Consider the following 21,907-nt stretch of genomic DNA (forward strand, 5'->3'; position numbering starts at 1 on the left):
GAAGTTCTCCTAATGAATAAGAATTTAATGACATTTTATTGAGTAATTTTGAATAAATAACATCTTTTATTACTTATAGAAGAAACTCAAAAATATTTAAAAACAAAAAAGTCCGAGAAAATCTCGGACTTTTACTTTATATAAAACTTAATTAAGCTTCTTTATTTACTTGAGGTTTATCCTCTTTTTTGTCTGCTGGTTTAGCAGGTTTTTCTGTTTTCTCTGGTTTTGGCAATAATGCTTTACGAGATAATTTCATTTTCTTTTTATCATCGTAACCTAAGAATTTAACATCAATTTTATCACCGATGTTTACAGAATCCTCAACTTTTTCTAAACGTCTGTGCTCTAATTCAGAGATATGAACTAAACCTTCAACTCCTTTCGCAATCTCTACAAACGCTCCGAATGGTTTAATAGATTTTACAACTGAGTGATATGTTTCACCAACTTCTGGAACGAAAGCAATTTGTTTAATTCTTTCGACAACGCGATCGATGTTTTCTTGAATAACACCATTAATTTCTACGCGTCCTGTTGAATCTAACTCAGTAATTGCAATAACTGTTTCCGTTTCTTTTTGTAATTCTTGAATTACTTTTCCTCCAGGTCCGATTACTGCTCCAATGAATTCTTTAGGAATTTCAATGACAACAACTTTTGGTGCATTTGGTTTCAATTGTGGACGAGGTGCTGGTAAAGTTTCTAATAATTTACCTAAAATATGCTCACGACCTTCTTTTGCTTGTAACAAAGCTGTTTCCATGATTTCCATAGATAAACCTTGTACTTTAATATCCATTTGACAAGCAGTGATACCATCTGCAGTTCCTGTTACTTTAAAGTCCATATCTCCTAAGTGATCTTCGTCTCCTAAGATATCAGACAATACTGTAAATTTTCCAGATTTTGTATCTGTGATTAATCCCATTGCAATACCTGAAACTGGTTTTTTCATTTGTAAACCTGAATCCATTAATGCTAATGTTCCTGCACAAACTGTTGCCATTGAAGAAGAACCATTCGATTCTAATACTTCTGAAACAATACGAACTGTATAAGGACAATCGTCTGGTAACATTTGTGCTAATGCACGTTGAGCTAAGTTTCCGTGACCAACTTCACGACGAGAAGTTCCTCTTAATGGACGAGCTTCACCTGTTGAGAATGGTGGGAAATTATAATGTAAAAAGAATTTTTCGTCGAAGTTTGTTACAACACCATCTACCATATTAGCATCTTTAGATGAACCTAAAGTTACTGTAGCTAATGCTTGAGTTTCTCCACGTGTAAAAATTGCAGAACCATGTGTTGATGGTAAATAATCAACTTCTGTCCAAATTGGACGAATCGTTTTTGGATCACGCCCATCTAAACGAATTCCTTCGTTTAAGATTAATTGACGTACAGCTTCTTTTTGTACATCGTGGAAGTAAATATGAGCAAAAGGAGTTACACGAGCTAACTCTTCTTCATCTCCATCGTATTGAGCTAAGAAATCTGCTTCAACTTGTGCAAATTTTTCACCTCTTTCGTGTTTATCTGATGGATTTTTAGCGATATCATAAAATTTATCATATCCATAAGCCCAAACTTTTTCGCGAATTTCTTCGTCATGAGTTTCATGATTATATTCACGTTTTGGAGTAGATTTCCCTACTTTAGCCGCTAAATTCTCTTGTGCTTCAATTTGTTTTTTGATTTCTGAGTGAGCAAATTCAATTGCATCTAACATCTCACGCTCAGAAATTTCACTCATCTCCCCTTCTACCATAACAACAGAATCTTTAGAAGCACCAACCATAATATCGATATCTGCTTGATCTAATTGTTCTTTAGAAGGATTAATCATTAATTCTCCGTTCAAACGAATAACGCGAGCTTCTGAAATTAATGTAAAAGGAATATTTGTAATTGCAATGGCTGCTGATGCAGCTAAACCAGCTAAAGCTTCTGGCATTACATTTTTGTCGTAAGAAATAAGTGAGATCATTACCTGAACCTCAGCATGGAAATCTTCTGGAAACATTGGGCGTAAAACACGGTCTACAAGACGCATTGTTAATACTTCATCATCTGATGGTTTTGCTTCTCTTCTGAAGAAATTTCCTGGGATACGTCCTGCTGCGTAAAATTTCTCTCTATAATCTACTGTTAAAGGTAAAAAATCTACACCTGGATTTGCTTCTTTGTTTGCTACAACTGTAGCTAATAACATGGTGTCACCCATGCGTACAACCACAGATCCGTCAGCTTGTTTAGCTAATTTCCCTGTTTCAATTGTGATTTCTCTTCCGTCTGAAAGAGTAATCTTTTCTGTGATCGCCTGTGGAATCATTCGTCTTCTTAATATTTAATTCGTCTAAAGTTAAAGCCGTTTGCTTCAACCGTATTGTATAAAGATAATATCTTATTTTAATTTATTACAAAAAAAAAGGCAATTTATACGTAATTGCCCTTTTATATTGTCGTAAAATTACTTACGTAATCCTAATTCAGCGATAATCGCACGGTATCTTGTGATATCTTTTTTCTTTAAGTAGTTCAATAACGCTTTACGTTTACCAACTAACATAACTAATGATCTTTCTGTATTAAAATCTTTATGATTTTTTTTCAAGTGACCAGTTAAGTGGTTAATTCTGTAAGTGAATAATGCGATTTGTCCTTCTGCAGATCCTGTATCTGTTGCAGATTTACCATGCTTAGCGAAAATTTCGCTTTTTACTTCTGATGTTAAGTACATGCCAATATTATTTAATAATTATTATGTAATGAGCTGCAAATATACAACTAATTATATGAAATAATAAATTTTGTAAAAATAAAAATGACCGATTGGTTAAGTCGGTCATTTTTCAAAATTTGGTTTAGTTTGATTTAATAGATAATAGAAAGTGATAGGTAATATATTCTACTAAATCGAATAGGTTTGTTAGTTGTAAAAGACATGCTTTCACGATTTTGGTTGGTAGGTTAAAATCGGCTTGTTTTAATAATTAATCATAGGTTAGTTAATAATTATTAAATAGGTTTAGGTAGGTAAGATTAATCTTCTATAATTCGTATTTTTTTATTCGTTATTACTTTTATTGGATAAACAACTTTTTCATCAGCAGTTTGTATTGTCATACAGATGTTATTGATTGCAATGATTACTCCTTTTACATCGTCTTCAATTATAATTCTTTGTCCAACTTCGAAATTTCTATTCGTATAGAAAGACAATAATAATCTATAAATAATATCTTTTGATCCTAATCCGAAAGCAATTGCTAGTGTTAAAAATATTGATCCTAAGATTAATGAAAGATTATTTGTTATTAAATCTGTGTTAACTCCTGCTTGATTTAATGAGGTTACAATTGTAAATATCAGAATGATATAAAAAATGATATTACTAATTATGTTTGCTCCATTTAAATCAATAGATTTTATCAAACTTCTCAAAAATGATTTGATGTAATTTGCCAAATAAAATCCTCCTGCAAATATTAAAACCGCACTAAAAAATTGTGGTAGATAATCTACTATTCGTCCGATTTGGTTAGAAACAACTGTTAAACCAAAAATATCTGAACCGATAATGATGATTAACAGTATCATAAATAATCTTACAAATTGTAAAATTATCTTTGTCGGATCTATTTCAATTGACGAGTTTTTTAATGCTTCGTTGTTGTTTAATGCATTTTTCAATTTATCTATTTTAGATAATTTCAAAATGTATTTGGTTAGTATCAAAATTAACTTAAGTAAGATATACGAAAGGATAAGGAATATGATACCTCCTACAATTTTAGGAAAAACGAGTACCATTTCTTGATATAAACTTTCTAACAAGTTAAAATTTAAACCTATATTCATATAATCTATTTATAGTTAACCTTCTTTATCTTTTTTATTCGGCTTGTGATTTGACTTCTTTTTTGCGATTCCGAAAAAGTTTCCAATTGTACCTGGATATTTTACTGAAACCAGATCAGCGACCTCCAAGGATAATTTAATTAGAGCAACATCGTCCATAACTTTTTTCTTTATTGTTTCTGGAAGCTCTTCATTGGCTAGCATAGTCTTAAAAGGATTTTCCATTTTTATAAAGTGTTATAGATTTTTAATAAACGATTTTTTGCTCGATTCAATCTCATCTTAGTGGCACTTTCTCCTATCTCTAAAGTTTCTGAAATTTCTTTGATCGAAAATTCATCTTGATATTTCATTAGTAATATAGATTTTTCTTCTACATCTAATTTCTTTAGCGATTGCGTAAGTTTTTCTATTTTTAATTCAAAAATCTCTTTATCATCAATAATTTCATCATTATAGTTTTCAACCAAGTCATCCGTTACCGAATACTTTTTTCTTTCTTCCTTTATTTTTCGTTGTACGTGATTGACACAAAAATTATATGTAAAAGAATATAACCAAGTAGAGAATTTTGACTTTGATTGATATGTTTTCAGTTTTACAAACAACTTAACAAATATATCATGCGTCATATCTTGCGCCTCGGCTTTATCTTCAACAAAGCTCAAACATTTATTATATACCGCGTGGGCATATCGATCATATAATGTTCCAAACAAATGTTGATTTTTTGTTTCGACAATCTCATACACCAAAATGTCATCTGCAATTTTTTCTATAGAATCTTTTGACATTTTAACTGCTTACTTTCTTAAGACACAATTGTTCGTGTTTGGTCACATATTTTTTTATTTTTTTTTCTAAAAATATTAAATAAAGTTACCACAAACGATTATCTAATTAATATACAATAGTATATAAAAAAGCCGATAAATAAAAATTTATCGGCTTTTATAAAATAAATGATTATTTCTGTTTATTTTTCTAAAATATCTAAAACATCTTGAAAACCTCCTCCATTGAAAACTTCATCTAATCCTTGAGCTTGTAAATATTGCGCAGCTTGACCAGAACGGTTACCACTTCTACAAAAAATTACAATTGGTCTTGACATTGCTTTAAATTCTTCTACTCTTGTAGGAACTTCTCCTAATGGAATATTAATCGCATTTGGGACAAATCCATCCATTTCCAATTCAAAAGGTTCACGAACATCTACTAATGTAACATTAGCATTGTTTATTGCTTCAACTGTTGTCATTTTTATAATTCTATTTCTATTTTTTATCCAATTAATAATCTTATCAAACAGCATAATTACCAAATTCTAATACGATCTTTTGGTGCTTTGTATAATTTATCTCCTGGTTTTGTTTTAAATGCTTCATGGAACGCATCAATATTTATGATTGGTCCAAAAGAACGGTAATATCCAGGTGAATGTGGATCTGTTTTTACTTGGTTTACTAAAGCTTCATCAGTTGCTTTTGTTCTCCAAATAGTTGCCCAAGATAAGAAGAAACGTTGTTGTGGAGTATAACCATCAATATTTGCATAAGTTCCTTTATCTTTTAAATACATTTGTAATGCATCGAAAGCAACAGAAGCTCCTCCTAAATCTCCAATATTCTCTCCTGAAGTAAATGTACCATTTACATGCGATCCTTTTACTGGTTCATATGCATCGTATTGAGTTGCTAAAGCTTTCGTAGCTTTTGCAAATTTCTCTTCGTCTTGTGGTGTCCACCAGTTAACTAAGTTTCCATCACCGTCAAATTTAGCTCCAGAATCGTCAAATCCGTGAGAAATTTCGTGACCAATAACTGCTCCGATTCCTCCAAAGTTTACAGCTGCATCTGCTCTATAATCATAGAAAGGTGGTTGTAAAATTGCTGCTGGGAATACGATTTCGTTATTTGTTGGATTAAAATATGCATTCACAGTTTGTGGCGACATTCCCCAACGTGTTTTATCTACTGGTTTTCCGAAATCTTTCAAGTTTTCTGCTTGGCGCCATTTACTAATTGCCATTACATCTTCGATTAGGTTTCCTCCTTCTGACAAAGATTTAACTTGTAATCCTGAATAATCTTTCCATTTGTCAGGATAACCGATTTTTACTGTAAATTTATTTAGTTTTTCTAAAGCTTTAGCTTTTGTTTCATCAGACATCCAATCTAATTCTTTGATATGCTTATCAAAAGATTTGAATAAATAACTAATTAATTCTTCTGCATTTTCTTTTGCTTCTGGTGGAAAATTATCTTTCACATAAATTTGTCCTAATAATTCTCCTGTTGCTCCATTTACAAATGCTAAACCTCTTTTTTCTAATGGACGTTGTTCTTTTTGACCTGATAACGTTTTTCCATAGAAATCAAAATTAATTTTATCTAATTCAGATGTTGAATAACTTGCATAAGAATTGATTAATTTGAAACGTAAATAATCTTTAATCAACGGTAAATTTTCTTGATTTAAAACTTTATCTAAATTTTTATAATAATCTAATTCTCCAATAATTACTGTTTCAGGATTAATCCCTAACGCTTTTACATAACGCTCAATATCAATATTTTTAGTTAAGTTTTTAACTTCTGATAATTTTACAGGATTGTATGATTTATTTGGATCACGATCTTCTTCTACAGTTTTGATGTATTTCGCCATCATTTTTTCGAAGGCCACAATTTTTGGTCCTTTCAAATCTCTTGTTTTAGAACCTGTAAAAGGCATCAATTGGTCAACAAATTTATTTAGATTCGCTAAAGTTTCTGTATTTTTAGCATCTTCTTTTTGATAATATGTTCTACCTAAAGTCAAATCGATATCGCCTAAATAAACAGCATTTTGTTTACTATTTTTCAAATCAGTGTAAACATAAGCGCCATAAAATGGATTCTCTCCGATAGAAGCTACATCGATTAAATAATCTTGTAAACCTTTCATATCTTTGATCGCATCAATTTGCTTGAAATATTTTTGTAATGGTGCTAAAGCTGTTTTGTTACGCGCATCAATATTCATATACGCTTCATACAAATCGGCAATTTTTTGCTCGCTTGTTCCTTTAGCGTGTTTTGTTTTAATAAGATCTTTAACCAATTGTAAAGTAACCTTATCTGTATTTTCTCTTAACTCATCAAAACTTCCCCATCTTGCTCTATCAGAAGGAATTTCTGTGATTTTCATCCAATTTCCATTTACATAATTATATAAATCATCTTGTGGACGAACTGACTTATCCATATAATTTGGATTAAAAGCTTGATATGATTCTTGTGCAATTGCTAAAACAGAAGTACATGCAAATGCAGCAATAAATAGTTGTTTTTTCATATTTCTACTAAGTATTTTTGATATGATTTGTCGAAATTGATACGACCTTTGTTACAAATTTAGTAAATAAAGAATTAATTATTCATTCAATTTTGAGACTTGACAATGTTATTGAAGAATTTAATCACTTTTAAATAAAAAACATATTTTTAGAATAATTCATTTTTCAAAGGAAAGACTATAAAACAAAATTATTTTCTATAAAAAAGTTTCAAAATATATTTTTTTAACATAAATAAGCGTAATTCTATATTAATATCTAAATATTATTTTGTTATATCTAAATTTAATAGAAAATTTTTAAATTTGAACAAACAAAAGTAACTTTTTTAAAATGGAAACCGATACGATTTTGATCACGGGCGCTTTAGGACAAATTGGTTCTGAACTAGCCGAAAAATTAAAAACCATTTATGGAAAAAATAATGTAATTATTTCTGACATACGTGATCCTAAAGATGTTGATTATGATGGAATTTACGAAGTCATTGATGTAATGAATGTTGATCGAATAAAAGAAGTCATTGCAAAACATAATATAAAAACTGTTTATCATTTAGCTGCACTACTTTCTGGTACAGCTGAAAAAAATCCAATGTTTGGTTGGAAATTAAACATGGATACTTTACTTACTTTCCTAGAATTAGCGAAAGATAAAGTTATCGATAAAATATTTTGGCCTTCTTCTATTGGCGTTTTTGGCCCAGACACTCCAAAAGAAAATACTCCACAAAATACAATTCAAACACCTTCTACAGTTTACGGAATTTCGAAATTAGCGGGAGAATATTGGTGTAAATGGTATCAACAAAATCACAATGTAGATGTTCGTTCGGTTCGCTTCCCTGGTTTAATTTCTTGGAAAACTCCTGCAGGAGGAGGAACTACAGATTATGCTGTAGATATTTATTACAAAGCGATAGAAGATGGAAAATACACTTCTTTTCTAAAAGAAGGTACATATTTACCAATGCTTTACATGGACGATGCAATTGATGCAATCATACAATTAATGTCAGCTGATCCAAAAAAATTGGGAGAATTTAAATCTTACAATCTTGGAGGTTTGAGTTTTGCACCAGAAGATTTAGCTGCAGAAATAAAGAAACATATTCCAAATTTCTCAATAGATTATGCGCCAGATTTTCGTCAAGCAATTGCTGATTCTTGGCCTTCTCTTATTGATGATTCTGTTGCTAAAGCGGAATGGGGATTTGCTCCTAAATTTGACATTGATAAAATGACAAATACAATGATTGAAAACTTAAAAGAAAAATTAGTTAAAGCTTAATTTTTCCATATAATATAAATTAAAAAAGCTTGAACAAATGTTCAAGCTTTTTTAATTTATTATTGCGTTCTATTCAATTAGATTTTTTTAGATTGAAATCATTTATTTCTCTAAATCTTTATAAACTTTTCGAATAATTCCGTCTGAAAGTCCAATTTTCGGAACATGAATTCGCTTAGCATTTGACCACTTTAGAACATTATTATAAATTTCTAATGCATAGACTATAACATCAGCACGGTCTGGTTTCATGTTAAAGGTTTGCATACGTTCTTCAGTTGTCATATTTTGTAAAATTTGATAATGTTTTTTCACATAAACACTACTCAAAGGTATTCCTAATTTTACACCAGAATATTTGTACACATGATTGATATTCCCTCCTGCTCCAATTAATTCTACTTCATCTTTACCAATATTTTCGCCAATCCATTCTTTTATATCATTATATACATTGGGTGAAACTTTGTTTTCTAATAAACGAACAGTTCCTACTTCAAAAGATTTAGAAGTGAATACCTTATTATCTTTTAACAAAGTTAATTCTGTACTACCTCCTCCAACATCTACATATAAATAGTTTTTTTTATCCTTTATAAAATCACCTAATTCTGTATTAAACAATAATTCAGCTTCAGTTCTTCCGTCAATTATTTCGATATTAATTCCTGATTTTTTGGCTACTTTTTTTACAACATCTTTCCCATTTTTTGCTTCGCGCATGGCAGACGTTGCATAGGCTTTATAAATCTCGACATTATAAACTTTCATCATCAGAGCATAAGATAGCATTGCATCGCAAATACGCTCTATATTTTCATCAGAAATTTGTCCTTCAATAAAAACATCATGACCTAGCCGAATTGGCATTCGGACAATGCTTGTCTTATTAAAAATAGGTGCTCGACCTTCTTCCTCATAAACATAATTAATCAATAACCGCATAGCATTAGACCCAATATCTATTGCTCCTAATTTTCTAATCTTCATTTTCTTTCTCGTTTATTTTTTTTAAATATTCATAGGTCGTGAATTGAGAGCGGTTAGGTTTTTTATTATTTCGTTTATATTCTAAAGAAGAATCAGCTGTTATTTGGCGACCTTTCACATTGTCTTCGAAACTTAAATTAAATGTATCGATAACAATCTTTTTGAATTTAGGGTCATAAATTGGGCAAGCTACTTCTACTCGATTATCTAAATTGCGTTCCATCATATCGGCAGAAGAAATGTAAACTTTATCATCTCCAGCATTTTTAAACCAATAAACACGTGGATGTTCTAAGAATTTGTCGATTACACTTACACATTCAATATTTTCGGAAAGGTTTTTAACGCCAGGAATTAAACAATTTATTCCACGAACAACCAAACGAACTTTTACTCCTTTTTGAGAAGCTTTATACAATAAATCGATAATTTGTTTGTCGCTTAAACTATTTAATTTCATATTAATCTCAGCAGGCAAACCAGCTTGTTGATTTTTGATTTCTCGCTTTATCATTTTTACAATTTTTTTACGAGTTCCATAAGGCGAAACCAATAAATGATTGTAAGTTAAATTTAAGTAATTTGCTCCAAAAAATTTAAAAATCTGTTCTACATCTCTCGTGATCCCTGGATTTGTTGTGAAATATGTATAATCTGTATAAATCTTTGCAGTTCCTGCATGAAAATTTCCTGTACTAATAAATACATATTTTTCTGCTAGATTTCCTTCTGGTTTGCGTTCAATATAACCAATTTTTGAATGTACTTTTAAGCCTGGAACACCAAAAATAACATTTACACCAGCTTCTTGCAACTTCTTCGACCACATCGCATTATTCGATTCATCAAAACGTGCACGAAGTTCTAATACAGCTGTAACTTCTTTGCCATTCATCGCTGCATTTATTAGCGAATGCATGACTTGTGAATCTTTTGCAACGCGATAAATTGTAATTTTTATCTTGGTTACTTTTGGATCGATTGCTGCTTCACGAAGAAATTTTAACAATAAAGAATAATCATGATAAGGCGCCATCATCATTTCTTCATTTTCAGTAAAAGCCTGAAAATAACTATTGTATTCAAATGGTTTTTTCTGAATAATTGGTTTTATTCGATTGTAAGTTAAATTTGGAATATCAAAACTCGGGAAATTCATCAAATCCCTTTTATTATGATATTTTCCTCCAGGATTGATACTATCATATTCATCTAATCGTAATTTTTTCAAGAAAAATTTCAATGTATCTGGTGCTATTTCAGCATCATAAACCAATCGAACAGGAACTCCTTTTTTACGATTTTCTAAACTATGCATTACTTTTTCTAGTAAACTATGTTCCAAATCATTATCAAAATCAAGTTCGCTATCTCGTGTAATTTTGATTGAATGGGCTTCAATAGTTTCGAAATCAAACATTTTGAAAATATCTTTCAAATGATAGCGAATAATATCTTCCAAATACATGACGTAAGTATTTTCGTCGTACTTCGGAAGAACAATAAAACGAGGAAATAAATGTGTAGGAACAATTAGAAGTGCATATTGTACTTTATCTTTCAACTTCATTTTCACCGCTAAATAGAAAGATCCATCGCGTAAAGATGGTGCTTTTTTAATATCATCTAAAATAAAAACACCAACAGTATGAATAAATTCGTTGTAAAAATATTCGGAAATGTATTCTAAATAATTTTCTGGAATTGATTTATCATCAATCACAAAAATATTATAATTTTCTAATTCTTTAAACAATAGATTATGCAGTTCGTCGTATTGAACGCGTTGATGACGAACGATTTCATTAATTTCATCAATCAATTCTTCATCCGTTTGGTCTGTTATAATGTTTTGATAAACGATTTCTACATCTTTGAACTGAATAGAACGTAAAATAGTAGAATATCGAACAGAATAAAATTCGTCTAAATTATTGGAATAAATTCCTAAAAATCGAATTCGTTCTAACAACGGAACAGTTTCGTCAGAAGCTTCTTGTAACACGCGAGCATTAAAAGATAACCAACTTATTTCGCGGTTTATATATTTTTTCATTTAATTTCTTTCGGTAAAATTATTTTTATCGTTTTTCCTTTTTCTATTTTACTCCATCTATCGGAATCAAATTGCAACCACACAAACCCAGAAGTTGAAAGATTGTAGATCATTTCATTTCCTAATTGATTGGTAATATCTGTAAATGCAGGATTATGCCCAAAAATAAGAACATTTTGCAATTCATCATCTAAATTTCTAATCCATGTATCCAATAAATAATGTGAAAATGTATACAAATCTTCTTCTAGATGAATGGTTTGATCGGGAAACAAGATAGGTTTGACAAGTTGAGAAGTTTCTTTTGCTCGAATGGCGATACTCGAAAATATTTTATCAAATTTCAACTCAAAATTTTCATGAATATAATTTGCGACTTTCTTTGTTTTGAATTCTCCAGTATCTGTGATAGAACGAAATTGATCCGAAACATTTTCATTCCACTTACTTTTTGCATGTCGCATTAAAAATAAATTTTTCATAACCCTAAGCGTTTAAAAAGAAACAGTAGTTAAATCTAATCATTATCTGATGAAAAGACTTAACTACTGTTATGTTTTTTTTAAAGATTTATTTTAAAGATCTCCTTCGTAGTTCTTAAAATCGTTTTTTACCCAGTCTGGTAATTCAGTTGATTTTTTCTCTACCATATCGTACATCACTTGCGTACTTTTTCCTGTACAATGTATGATATCTTCGCCTTTTTCATTTTTGCTTGTTACGATATATTCAAAATCAAAACTCTTATTTCCTAATTTCGAAACACGAACACCAATACGAGGTTCTATTGCATCTGGTCGTAATTCTACCTTGTAACTTGCCTCCATATGTGCAATAACAAACATATGTTGCGTCCATTGCCATTTTTTGCTAGAAGCCATCATATAATAAGCTCTACCGATTTGGAAATACTCGAAATAAAATACATTATTAACATGACCAATTGGATCAAAATCACTCCAACGTGGTTCTAATGTTTTAAAAAATTTAAAGTTTTCTATACTCATTTTTACGGTTTTTATAAAAAATATTTAATCTTCAGGATTTGGATCAATAAATTCGAATTTATACAATTTAACTAACCAGAAAAACACTGAAAACAAAATTGGTCCAAAAATAATTCCAATAAATCCAAATAAATTTAAACCAACAATTACTCCAAAAATAGTAATTAATGGATGGACATCTGCCATTTTTTTCTGTAAAACTAAACGAATCAAATTATCTGATAATCCTACAATTACAAAACAGTAAATTAATAAACCTACAGCTTGTCCTGTATTTCCACTTGCTAACATAAACACTCCTAAAGGAACATAAATAAGTGCTGCTCCAACAACTGGTAACATTGCTGCGAAAATGGTTAATACAAACCAAGTAAAAGCATCATTTACACCAAAAACAAGATAACCGATATAAGCAATAATTGCTTGAAAAAGTGCTGTTAAAGGCATTCCTACAGCATTAGAAATAACTAAATCTTTAAGATCTTTGTTCATCTTGATTAAGTTACTTGTTTTAAAAGGAACTGTTTTATAAAACCAATTTTCAAGTTTTTGATGATTCATTAACATGAAATACAAAATAAGGAAAGCAACACCAAGTTGAATTGTCATATCCATCGAAGCATTCAAAGTTTTTTCTAACAATTTTCCTCCGACTTGTGTTATTTTTTCAATATTCGTTGCACTAAAAACATCAATATTAAACTTAGTTTGCAACATCTTGATAATTCTATTGACATCGGTTTTTATTTGAGCAGTATCATTCAATAAAACCATCACCTTATTCGTTAACATTTGAATTAATAAATAAAGAGGTCCAATAATCAAAATTGCACTACTTACCATTAGTAGAATTATACTTGCTAATTTATTCCATTTTTTTACATTTACCATCCATTGCAATGGATTAAGAAGCAAAACATACAAACATAAAGCGCCAAGTAATCCTGGTAAAAAAGACAATAAATTTTTAGTTATTAATCCAAAAACCAAAAGTATTATTGCTATAAATGCTACCTGCAACAACACATTGTTAGAAAGATAATGTTTATTAGAGTTCATAGGTTATTTATTTTTATTAACAGTTGTTGATATTTCCTTATCAAATTCAATGCTAAAAATAGTTAATTTCTATAAACTTTTCTATTTTTAAATATTGAATGAAATCAAAGCACTAAAAGAAAAACAACTATTCCAATCAAAGAACCGATGAAGAATTAAGAAATATTGGAGTTTTGTTTTTACTTATTCAATAAATTTGGAAACATTTAAAATTAAAGAATACAATACATGATAAAACAACTTTTACTTACAACAGCCGTTGTACTTTCGAATTTTGCCACTGCACAAGTAACATCAATGATTAATGATAAAAATGTAGATTCTTCGACGAAAGTCTATGGAATGGCATCTTTGAATGATCCAACGAAAGCTTACGAGAATTTTAATTTTATGTTAGAAAATCCTAATGCTATCCAAGCTGCAAAACCACTTTTGGAATATGGATACCAATCGTCTAATTTTCAAGCACAAGATAATGGACTTATGGTTTACATTGTAAAAGATAAAAAAATAGTTGATCAATGGTTGGTAAATCCTGCATTGTACAATGTTTTTCATGATGGTGTTCCTTATTCGTACGACGCGGATAAATTAGCTATTCTTGGAGAAAAATACCCATTGATTTATAAAGAAGAAAAACGTCAATACAAAAACGAAAAAGAATACCAAAAACAGCGTCAAGCATTGTTTGCTGATCCTTATAATTTAATTATTACAGAACCAGATTTTACATACGAAGGTTATTTTGAAGTTCAGTTTCCGCAAAATGAACAATTCAAAACACCTGAAGCAACTATTGATTACTTAAAACCTTTGGTCCAAAAATTAACAAAGAAGAAATTTGATATTAATTATTCCATTTCAGAAAAAAATATTTTAGATCGAACTCAATTCACAATAACTATTGCAGGAGAAGAAAATATCTACAAAAAAATAAAATTAGACAATTTACAAAAAGGAGATTGGCAATCATTAAGTTATGAAGCCAGTATTTTCCGAAAAGCAAATTAAAAGAATGAAAAGGTTTTTGAAATATTCAATAACCTTTTTTTTATCAATAAAGATTTGTAATTTGATTTTTTAACCCAAACAAATATGAACTCTAATTTTTTTAAAATATTAAATCATTCGAAAGAAAATAAATCTATAATCGCCATTTATAATTATCCAGAAGGAGATAATTTCTGGGCTGGATATATTCTAGATTTTAATGATGAATTTTTTGTAATGCAACATATTTCAAAATATGGTAAAAAAGATGGAATCCTAATCGAACCTTATTTCAAAATTAGCCGAATAGATGTTGATGATTACTGTAAATGCTTGAATTATTTAAAAGAACACCACACCGAATTGGATCAAGAAAATCCAGTAAATCTTACTATAACGCCCGAAGAAAATTGGGTTCAACAAATTTTAGCTGAAATAAATAATCAAACTGAATATGTTTCACGTATTCAATTAAATAATAACAGTCGTTTTGCGGGCTTCATTCGAAATTTAACAGAAGAAGATTTCGAATTGAAATGTATTGGTTCCGAAGGAACAGATGAAGGTTCTTTGTATTTCCAAATTGATGATATTTCATCTATAAGAGTGAACGACTTAGAAGCAAGACGAAGATTGTTTTTATACAATTATCGCCGTTCAATAGACTTTTTTGACGAATAAAAATTTTAAATCATAAAATGAAATAGGATAAGAAGTAATTATTATTTTTGTTCCCGTTATGTTATTGATTTTAAAAAAAATATAATTGACTTTGAAAATAATTATAAACATATGTGTACTATCATTGGTTTTCTCTTGTACAGGTAAAACAAAGAATGAAATAAAACAAATAACAGATTATTCAATTTTTAATACATATAAAATAGATTCGCATCTTAATAAAATAAGCATTTTCAAGAAAATGAATAAAATGCCAGAAATTTTAGATTTTAATCTAAAACCAAATGAAAAATTAAAAAGATCTACGGTTATGATTTTACAAACTAATAACTCGCTAGATTTTTCAAAAACATATGAAGATTCTATTTTTAATTGTACAGCAAAATTCATTAATCCCAATGAAATACTTATAAATATTGGTTATAAAAACATTGATTCTGAAGATGGTTTTAATATCAAAGTTCAAAAAAACGATTATTTTATTGAACCTTATATTTATTTAGTAAAATCGGATAAAGACAAAAAAATATTTAATACAATTATCAAACAAGAATTAACGCTAAATAAAGCATCTTATAAAAAAGGAGATAGTTTATATGGAAAATCACAATTTTTGATTAGACAAACTTCTATGCAAAACGATACCATTTATTTTAGAGGAAAAGGTTTTTTTAGATCAATTGTTCAATAAAATAAAAAAGCCTTTCTTGATAGAAAGGCTTTTTTATTATTTCAACGCTTCATAAATTTTATCAGCTATTTTTGGATAATAACTTTCGTTAGTTAATATTTTTCGATCTTCTTCATTTGTTAAATATCCAATTTCAATCATAATAATTGGAACCTTAGAATCGCGTAATATTTTCGAGTTTGTTTCAACTATTCCTAAGTTTTCAAAACCTAAAGAACTTATATTTTTACCGATTTTTTCACTAATCATTTTACTCTCTTCAAAAGTAGGATTTAATGGAGAAAGAAGAATTTCTGTACCTTTTTTAGATTCTTTTATATTGTAATTAACATGAATTGACAAAACCAGATCTGGTTTTATTTCATTAATCATATTTGTACGACTTGTATTAAGAATTTGCTCATCCCCTTTTCTTAATAACACAAAATCAACATCATTAAAAGGATTATTTTCTTGTATAATTTTTGCAATTTTCAGAACAATATCTTTTTCCTGAAATTCATTCATTTTAACGCCAGTATTAGATCCTCCATGACCAGCATCCAGAAGAATTATTCGCTTTGTAGAATCAGCAATATAATTAACAGCATTTTCTTGTCCAAAAATTCCAATTGACAGAACTAAACAGAAAAGCATAAAGAGTTTTTTCATAGATTATTTTGATTAACGTTTTTAACAATAATTATGCTTTTTTTTCTAAAAATTAAGTTAAAAAATAATTTTTAAAATAAACCTCTCGCTTTTATCTCTAAATATTTATTGATAAGATGAATTGACAATTCTTGCGGTTCGCAATAAATGGTTAAAATACCAAATTGATGCAAACGATTTACAATTAATTCTTTATCATAATTAAATTTCTCTGCAATTGTTTGATCGTAAATATCGGTTGTTGTTCTCGCTTTTTGATTTGTTAATTTTTTTAATTCCGAATTTTTAAAAAGAATTAAAACCACAACATGAGATTTTTTGATCAATTTCAGATATGGTAATTGCCGTTCCAAACCATCAATTGTTTCAAAATTTGTGTAAATAAATAAAAGCGAACGTTGCGTTAATTTTCGTTTGATATAGGCATATAATTTTCCAAAATCAGTTTCAAGAAAATCAGTTTGTACATTATACAACTTTTCTAAAATCAATTGCATTTGATGATTTTTTCTATCAGCAACAACATGATCTTGAATTGTTTTATTAAATGTGATTAAACCAGCTTTCTCATTCTTTTGAAGTGAAATATTTGCAAGAATCAAACTCGAGTTTATCGAATAATCCAACAATTTTAAACCATTAAAAGGCATTCGCATCGTTCTTCCTAAATCAATTAACGAATAAACTGGCTGAGATTTTTCTTCCTGAAATTGATTCACCATCAAACGATTTGCTTTCGCAGTTGCTTTCCAATTGATTAAACGATATTCGTCGCCAATTGTATAATTTTTGATGTTCTCAAATTCAGTATTTGTACCAATTTTACGAATTCTTTTCATTCCAAATTCATTCTGAAAACTCGCTGTAGAATACAATTGGAACTGTTTTAATTGCAAATAAGAAGGATAACAAGCAATAGAAATTGGTTCATTTATTTTCACTTTTTTCTCGATCAATCCGAAAACAGAAATAAAAACATTTGTCAATCCAAAGTTATATGATCCGCGTTCTGTTGGTCGAATATTAAAATCAAATTTCGTATTTTTATTGCTTTTAAATCGTTTTTTTAACTCAAAATTCCTTAATTGTAATTGAACCGGAAATTCTTCTATTATCCTGACATTCAAAGAAAATTGATAATTATTTCGCACAAAAATTTCCATTTTGTTTTCATCTCCATTAGAAAATCGTTCAGGATAATTTCGACGAACTTCTATCGAAGTTTTAGGAATATAAACCAAAAATATTTCGATAATAACGCTAATGATAAAAACAAATGTCAATATTTTTACAATAAAGTAAAAGAAAGGCAAGAAAAATGCAATTACGTAGCAAAACGCAAGCAATAATCCCGCATAAAAAAAGCGATTAGTAAGAAATAAGCTTCTGAAAAATTTCATTAACGAGGAATTTCTACGCGATCAATAATTTGCAGAATAATATGTTCTGTTGTAAAACCTTCCATTTCTTTTTCTGGAACTAATACAACACGATGTCCCAAAATTATATGCGCAACTTGTTTGATATCTTCTGGAATAACAAAATCGCGCCCATTAACTGCTGCATTTGATTTTGCTGCATCTAAAATAGCAATCGAAGCACGCGGAGAAGCGCCCATATACAAGGTTTGATCGATTCTAGTTTGATGAACAATTGATGCAATATATGTAATCAATGTTTCGTGAACGAAAACCGATTTTATCCGATCTTGGAATTCGATAATTTCATTTCCTGAAATTACTTTTTCTACCAACGATTCTTTGTCTATATTTTTTCGTTCTTGTTGCTCTTTCAATAACTCAATTTCACTTTCCAAAGAAGGATATTTCACATAAATCTTGAACATAAAACGATCCAATTGTGCTTCTGGCAAACGATATGTTCCTTCTTGTTCTATCGGATTTTGAGTAGCAAAAACCAAAAAAGGAGCTTGCAAAGGATAAGTTGTTCCATCAACTGTAACTTGTCTTTCTGACATCGATTCGAATAAAGCTGCTTGAGTTTTTGCTGGTGAACGGTTAATCTCATCAATCAGGACAATATTCGAAAAAATTGGTCCTTTTTTGAATTCAAATTCATTGATTTTAGAATTCAAAATTGAAGTTCCAATCACATCAGAAGGCATTAAATCTGGAGTAAATTGAATTCTACTAAAACCAGAATCGATTGTTTTGGCTAATAATTTTGCCATCATTGTTTTGGCAACTCCAGGCAAACCTTCAATCAAAGAATGTCCGTTGGAAAGCAGAGCTAAAATCAATTGATCAATAATATCATCTTGTCCGATAATTACTTTTTTCAATTCATTTTTTACAGCTTGCATTTTATATTGTATATCCGAAAAATCTACTCTATTTTCGAATGGTTGATATGTATTTTCGTTCATTAGATATTTGCTTTTTGTTTATAGTTTTCGATGATTTGATATGCTGTTTTCAAATCGTGTTCATTTGGTTTATTTTTTTGATAAATATTTTTCAGAATCGTAAATTTTTCCAAACATTCTTCATAACTCAGATTTGCTTTTTGTGCCACAATTTCAATAAATTGTTTCTCTGTAATATTATCCGTTTCGATTAAATATGTTTTTCTTAATTTGTATAAAAAATAATCTATTTTCTTCGAAAGAATGTCTTTTATTTCTCCATTTTCTTCGTATAAAGAAGAAATAGTTTTGGCAAATTCTAACGTATGATTTTCTTCTTTTGTATAAATTGGAATAATTTTTTGTTCGCGTTTACTTCTAAAAATTAAAAATAGAAAAAGTAAGATAAGTAATGTTATCCAAGCTGATTTTAATGTTGGTTCGGATAAAATAAAGCGCATCATAGACGAACTTCCTGCATATGTTTTCGATGTATTGTACCAAAAAATCGTTTTTCCTTTCAGCGGTTCTAAAACCGATTTTGCATAGAAATAACTGTCTTCATTTAATAAATAATAATTCGAAAAATAAAGCGGTTCTGCATGATATAAATAAAAACCTTTGTAATCTTTTGGTTTTATTTTTAAATAATTTGGATAAGCTTTGTCTTTGTAGGAAATTGTTCCAAGAATTTTAGAATCATTCGTAATCTCACTAAAATAGTGATGTTCGATTTCTTTTTTCTTCTTTATTTTGAACAATTTATCTGTTCTTAATTCAAAATCATCATTAATCTTTAATGTTTTATTATATAATGTATTTTCATCAATTTCGCTTGAATCCTCTTCAATTGTATCTGTAAAAGAATCTTCTTCGTAACCATTTGTATCATCACCAAAATTATCGTTATAATCTGCAACCATTACAATTCCTCCATTTCTAGCAATTTTGCTTAATAAATTTTTGGAAACTGTGTCAAAATAAATCTCAGAACCCAATACAACAACTGCATAATCTTTGGCTTTTTTAGGATCAATTTTTAATTCAGAAAGTTTTTCTAAATCTTTCATCTTTCCATTGGATAAATTTGCAAGTTCTTCGTGCATAATATACAATCCATAAGGATCTTTACTATTTTGGAAAAGATTAACTTCCCACGATTTAATCAATTTGTAATTTAATTTTGAGAAGGAAAAAACAAAAAAACCAATCAATAAAATTGCACCTAATAGAATTCCTAATTTCTTTTTCATGCGGCTAAATATTGATTAAACTGATTAAAATTCGTTTTGAATTCTTGATATTTTTCTTCATCAATTTTAAATTCTCCAAACCAAACTTGATTGAAAATTTTGGTATTCTGATTGAATATATTTCTCGATTTTTCGTCTTTTATTTGATTAATAAATTGTTGATTCGTTTTCTTTGGATCCCAATTAATCCAACCTTTTTTATCTAAATTTTGTAGATTCTGATAATGTAAATAGCGAATTGCTAAAGCAAAATTTTGTTCTTTTTCAGCTTTATTTATTAATGAATTCAAGTTGACTTCTGCCAAATTTTCTTCAATAAAATCAAAATCAGATTCATTGTACAATTTCTTCGAATTTCGTTTGAAAATTCCACCATTTTTGTAAATACGCGTCGCAAGGAAAACTAGAAATAATAAAACAGCAACATAAAAAATGATTTTCCAAGGGATATAAGACAAAAATCGAAATAATCTTTCTAAAAAATCTAAAAAATAATTCGTTTCAATTTCTTTTTTGGGTTTTGGAACTTCTTCATAATTAAATTCGTTTCCAGCATATTTTTCTTTGAATGCCTTAAATTCTGCTGTTTTTTCTTGTGCAAAAACAAAAAATTGAACGAATAATAATGTAATGGTTAAAAATAGTTTAGATTGTTTCATTCGTTTGTAAAGTTTGATTGAACGAAAGCATTTTTTGTCTATTTTTTTGAATTGGATAAATAATATAATACCAAACAATTAAGATTAATGAAAGAATAATAACCATTAAACTCAATACAATATTAACATCATATAAACGTGTAATAAAACCTTCTATAAAACCAGCGATGATAAACATTGGAACTGTGCTCAATAAAATCATTACAGCTTCTTTTGCTTTCATTATAAGTGATTTTTTTCGGGATAAAGTTTTCGGAAACATGAATCCATTTCCTAACATCAAACCGCAAGCTCCTGCAATAATAATAACAGAAATCTCGATTGTTCCGTGCATCCAAATTGCTGACATTGCTTTTCCTAAAACGCCTTCTTTGAAAAACATATAATGAAAAGCGCCTAACATAATTCCGTTCGAAAATAAAATATATCCCGAACCAATACTGAAAAATAAACCTAATGTAAAAGCTAAAAATGCAACACGAATATTATTGATTGTAATAGCTAATGTAGAACCTGTTTGGCTTCCTGATTTATAAATTGCAGCAGGATCGCCTCTTTTGATATTCATTAAAGTTTCGTCTACATAATGATTTCCTAAAATTAATCGTGTAAAATCTGGATCGAAATGTGAAGATAAAATCCCAATAAAAACAGCTAAAGCAAAAATTAGAAAGGAATACAAAAACATTTTCTGATTCTTATAAACTACATTTGGAACATCTTCCTTGAAAAACTGAACAAATTGATTACCTGAAGTTCGCTGATCTTTATAAATAGATTGATGCGCAAACAAAGCTAATTCGTTTAAATAATCTTTTGTCTTACTTTTTGGATAATAAGTTTGAGCAAAAGCCAAATCATTTGTAATTTCGATGTAGTTTTTTGCCAAAATATCTGGATGAACTTCAATTTTATTTTTCAAATTATGTTCAATATCAGACCATTTAGCCTTATTTTTATCAATAAAATGCGCTTCTCTCATTGTAGAGTGGTTGTTAGTTAACCAAA

22 protein-coding genes are annotated in these 21,907 nt (G+C 29.1%); 4 read left to right on the forward strand and 18 right to left on the reverse strand.

Features of this window, described 5'->3' with window-relative positions; genetic code table 11:
• Positions 1-151: 151 nt before the first annotated feature.
• From ACMHJW_RS08595 to ACMHJW_RS08625, 7 genes are all read right to left on the reverse strand, one after another.
• Positions 152-2,338 carry a polyribonucleotide nucleotidyltransferase gene (locus ACMHJW_RS08595; protein ID WP_413532998.1) on the reverse strand — a complete coding sequence of 729 codons (2,187 nt, stop codon included), beginning with the start codon at positions 2,336-2,338 and terminating at the stop codon, positions 152-154.
• A gap of 138 nt (positions 2,339-2,476) precedes the next feature.
• Positions 2,477-2,746, reverse strand: a complete 270-nt coding sequence (rpsO, locus tag ACMHJW_RS08600) for a 30S ribosomal protein S15 (RefSeq protein WP_413532999.1) — start codon at positions 2,744-2,746, stop codon at positions 2,477-2,479.
• A 302-nt stretch (positions 2,747-3,048) separates the two neighbouring features.
• Positions 3,049-3,867: a mechanosensitive ion channel family protein gene (locus ACMHJW_RS08605; RefSeq protein ID WP_413533000.1), complete on the reverse strand. Its 819-nt coding sequence runs from the start codon at positions 3,865-3,867 to the stop codon at positions 3,049-3,051.
• A 15-nt stretch (positions 3,868-3,882) separates the two neighbouring features.
• Entirely contained in the window at positions 3,883-4,092 is a 210-nt protein-coding gene (locus tag ACMHJW_RS08610) for a hypothetical protein (RefSeq protein WP_413533001.1), read from the reverse strand.
• Between the two features lie 2 nt (positions 4,093-4,094).
• Complete coding sequence (locus tag ACMHJW_RS08615) at positions 4,095-4,661, reverse strand: RNA polymerase sigma factor (RefSeq protein WP_413533002.1); 567 nt, start codon at positions 4,659-4,661, stop codon at positions 4,095-4,097.
• A 182-nt stretch (positions 4,662-4,843) separates the two neighbouring features.
• Positions 4,844-5,128, reverse strand: a complete 285-nt coding sequence (locus ACMHJW_RS08620) for a rhodanese-like domain-containing protein (protein WP_413533003.1) — start codon at positions 5,126-5,128, stop codon at positions 4,844-4,846.
• A gap of 56 nt (positions 5,129-5,184) precedes the next feature.
• The gene (locus ACMHJW_RS08625; RefSeq protein WP_413533004.1) at positions 5,185-7,206 is read right to left on the reverse strand and encodes a M13 family metallopeptidase; all 2,022 of its coding nucleotides are present in this window, start codon (positions 7,204-7,206) and stop codon (positions 5,185-5,187) included.
• Positions 7,207-7,540: 334 nt separating this feature from the next.
• Here ACMHJW_RS08625 and ACMHJW_RS08630 point away from each other — a divergent pair, with 334 nt between their 5' ends.
• On the forward strand, positions 7,541-8,497 hold the full coding sequence (locus ACMHJW_RS08630; RefSeq protein WP_413533005.1) for an NAD-dependent epimerase/dehydratase family protein: 957 nt from the start codon (positions 7,541-7,543) through the stop codon (positions 8,495-8,497).
• A gap of 102 nt (positions 8,498-8,599) precedes the next feature.
• On the opposite strand, the gene ACMHJW_RS08635 is transcribed toward ACMHJW_RS08630, so the two are convergent.
• The 5 genes from ACMHJW_RS08635 to ACMHJW_RS08655 form a co-directional block, all read right to left on the reverse strand.
• The gene (locus tag ACMHJW_RS08635) at positions 8,600-9,487 is read right to left on the reverse strand and encodes a Ppx/GppA phosphatase family protein (RefSeq protein ID WP_413533006.1); all 888 of its coding nucleotides are present in this window, start codon (positions 9,485-9,487) and stop codon (positions 8,600-8,602) included.
• Positions 9,477-11,543: a polyphosphate kinase 1 gene (ppk1, locus tag ACMHJW_RS08640; protein WP_413533007.1), complete on the reverse strand. Its 2,067-nt coding sequence runs from the start codon at positions 11,541-11,543 to the stop codon at positions 9,477-9,479. The genes ACMHJW_RS08635 and ppk1 overlap by 11 nt, the downstream gene beginning before the upstream one ends.
• Positions 11,540-12,025, reverse strand: coding sequence for a SixA phosphatase family protein (locus tag ACMHJW_RS08645; protein ID WP_413533008.1), 486 nt, complete (start codon positions 12,023-12,025; stop codon positions 11,540-11,542). The genes ppk1 and ACMHJW_RS08645 overlap by 4 nt, the downstream gene beginning before the upstream one ends.
• 93 nt (positions 12,026-12,118) lie before the next feature.
• The gene (locus ACMHJW_RS08650) at positions 12,119-12,550 is read right to left on the reverse strand and encodes an acyl-CoA thioesterase (protein WP_413533009.1); all 432 of its coding nucleotides are present in this window, start codon (positions 12,548-12,550) and stop codon (positions 12,119-12,121) included.
• Between the two features lie 24 nt (positions 12,551-12,574).
• Positions 12,575-13,609, reverse strand: coding sequence for an AI-2E family transporter (locus ACMHJW_RS08655; RefSeq protein ID WP_413533010.1), 1,035 nt, complete (start codon positions 13,607-13,609; stop codon positions 12,575-12,577).
• A gap of 228 nt (positions 13,610-13,837) precedes the next feature.
• On the opposite strand from ACMHJW_RS08655, the gene ACMHJW_RS08660 reads away from it, so the two are divergent.
• The 3 genes from ACMHJW_RS08660 (at position 13,838) to ACMHJW_RS08670 (ending at position 15,971) form a co-directional block, all read left to right on the forward strand.
• Positions 13,838-14,620 carry a hypothetical protein gene (locus tag ACMHJW_RS08660; RefSeq protein ID WP_413533011.1) on the forward strand — a complete coding sequence of 261 codons (783 nt, stop codon included), beginning with the start codon at positions 13,838-13,840 and terminating at the stop codon, positions 14,618-14,620.
• Between the two features lie 84 nt (positions 14,621-14,704).
• Positions 14,705-15,280 (forward strand): hypothetical protein, encoded by a 576-nt coding sequence (locus tag ACMHJW_RS08665; RefSeq protein ID WP_413533012.1) that lies wholly within the window; start codon positions 14,705-14,707, stop codon positions 15,278-15,280.
• Between the two features lie 91 nt (positions 15,281-15,371).
• Positions 15,372-15,971, forward strand: coding sequence for a hypothetical protein (locus ACMHJW_RS08670; RefSeq protein ID WP_413533013.1), 600 nt, complete (start codon positions 15,372-15,374; stop codon positions 15,969-15,971).
• 36 nt (positions 15,972-16,007) lie between these two features.
• Here the strand turns inward: ACMHJW_RS08670 and ACMHJW_RS08675 are convergent, their stop codons facing one another.
• From ACMHJW_RS08675 to ACMHJW_RS08700, 6 genes are all read right to left on the reverse strand, one after another.
• Complete coding sequence (locus ACMHJW_RS08675; RefSeq protein ID WP_413533014.1) at positions 16,008-16,622, reverse strand: N-acetylmuramoyl-L-alanine amidase family protein; 615 nt, start codon at positions 16,620-16,622, stop codon at positions 16,008-16,010.
• 71 nt (positions 16,623-16,693) lie between these two features.
• Positions 16,694-18,022 (reverse strand): DUF58 domain-containing protein, encoded by a 1,329-nt coding sequence (locus ACMHJW_RS08680; protein WP_413533015.1) that lies wholly within the window; start codon positions 18,020-18,022, stop codon positions 16,694-16,696.
• Complete coding sequence (locus tag ACMHJW_RS08685) at positions 18,022-19,008, reverse strand: AAA family ATPase (RefSeq protein WP_413533016.1); 987 nt, start codon at positions 19,006-19,008, stop codon at positions 18,022-18,024. The genes ACMHJW_RS08680 and ACMHJW_RS08685 overlap by 1 nt, the downstream gene beginning before the upstream one ends.
• Entirely contained in the window at positions 19,008-20,240 is a 1,233-nt protein-coding gene (locus ACMHJW_RS08690; protein WP_413533017.1) for a hypothetical protein, read from the reverse strand. Before ACMHJW_RS08690 ends, ACMHJW_RS08685 begins: the two co-directional genes overlap by 1 nt.
• Positions 20,237-20,899, reverse strand: coding sequence for a hypothetical protein (locus ACMHJW_RS08695; protein WP_413533018.1), 663 nt, complete (start codon positions 20,897-20,899; stop codon positions 20,237-20,239). The genes ACMHJW_RS08690 and ACMHJW_RS08695 overlap by 4 nt, the downstream gene beginning before the upstream one ends.
• Positions 20,886-21,881, reverse strand: a complete 996-nt coding sequence (locus ACMHJW_RS08700) for a stage II sporulation protein M (RefSeq protein WP_413533019.1) — start codon at positions 21,879-21,881, stop codon at positions 20,886-20,888. Before ACMHJW_RS08700 ends, ACMHJW_RS08695 begins: the two co-directional genes overlap by 14 nt.
• Positions 21,882-21,907 lie beyond the last annotated feature (26 nt).

Origin of the sequence: Empedobacter brevis, assembly GCF_965118635.1 — a bacterium.
In the GTDB taxonomy this organism is placed as follows: domain Bacteria; phylum Bacteroidota; class Bacteroidia; order Flavobacteriales; family Weeksellaceae; genus Empedobacter; species Empedobacter brevis_A.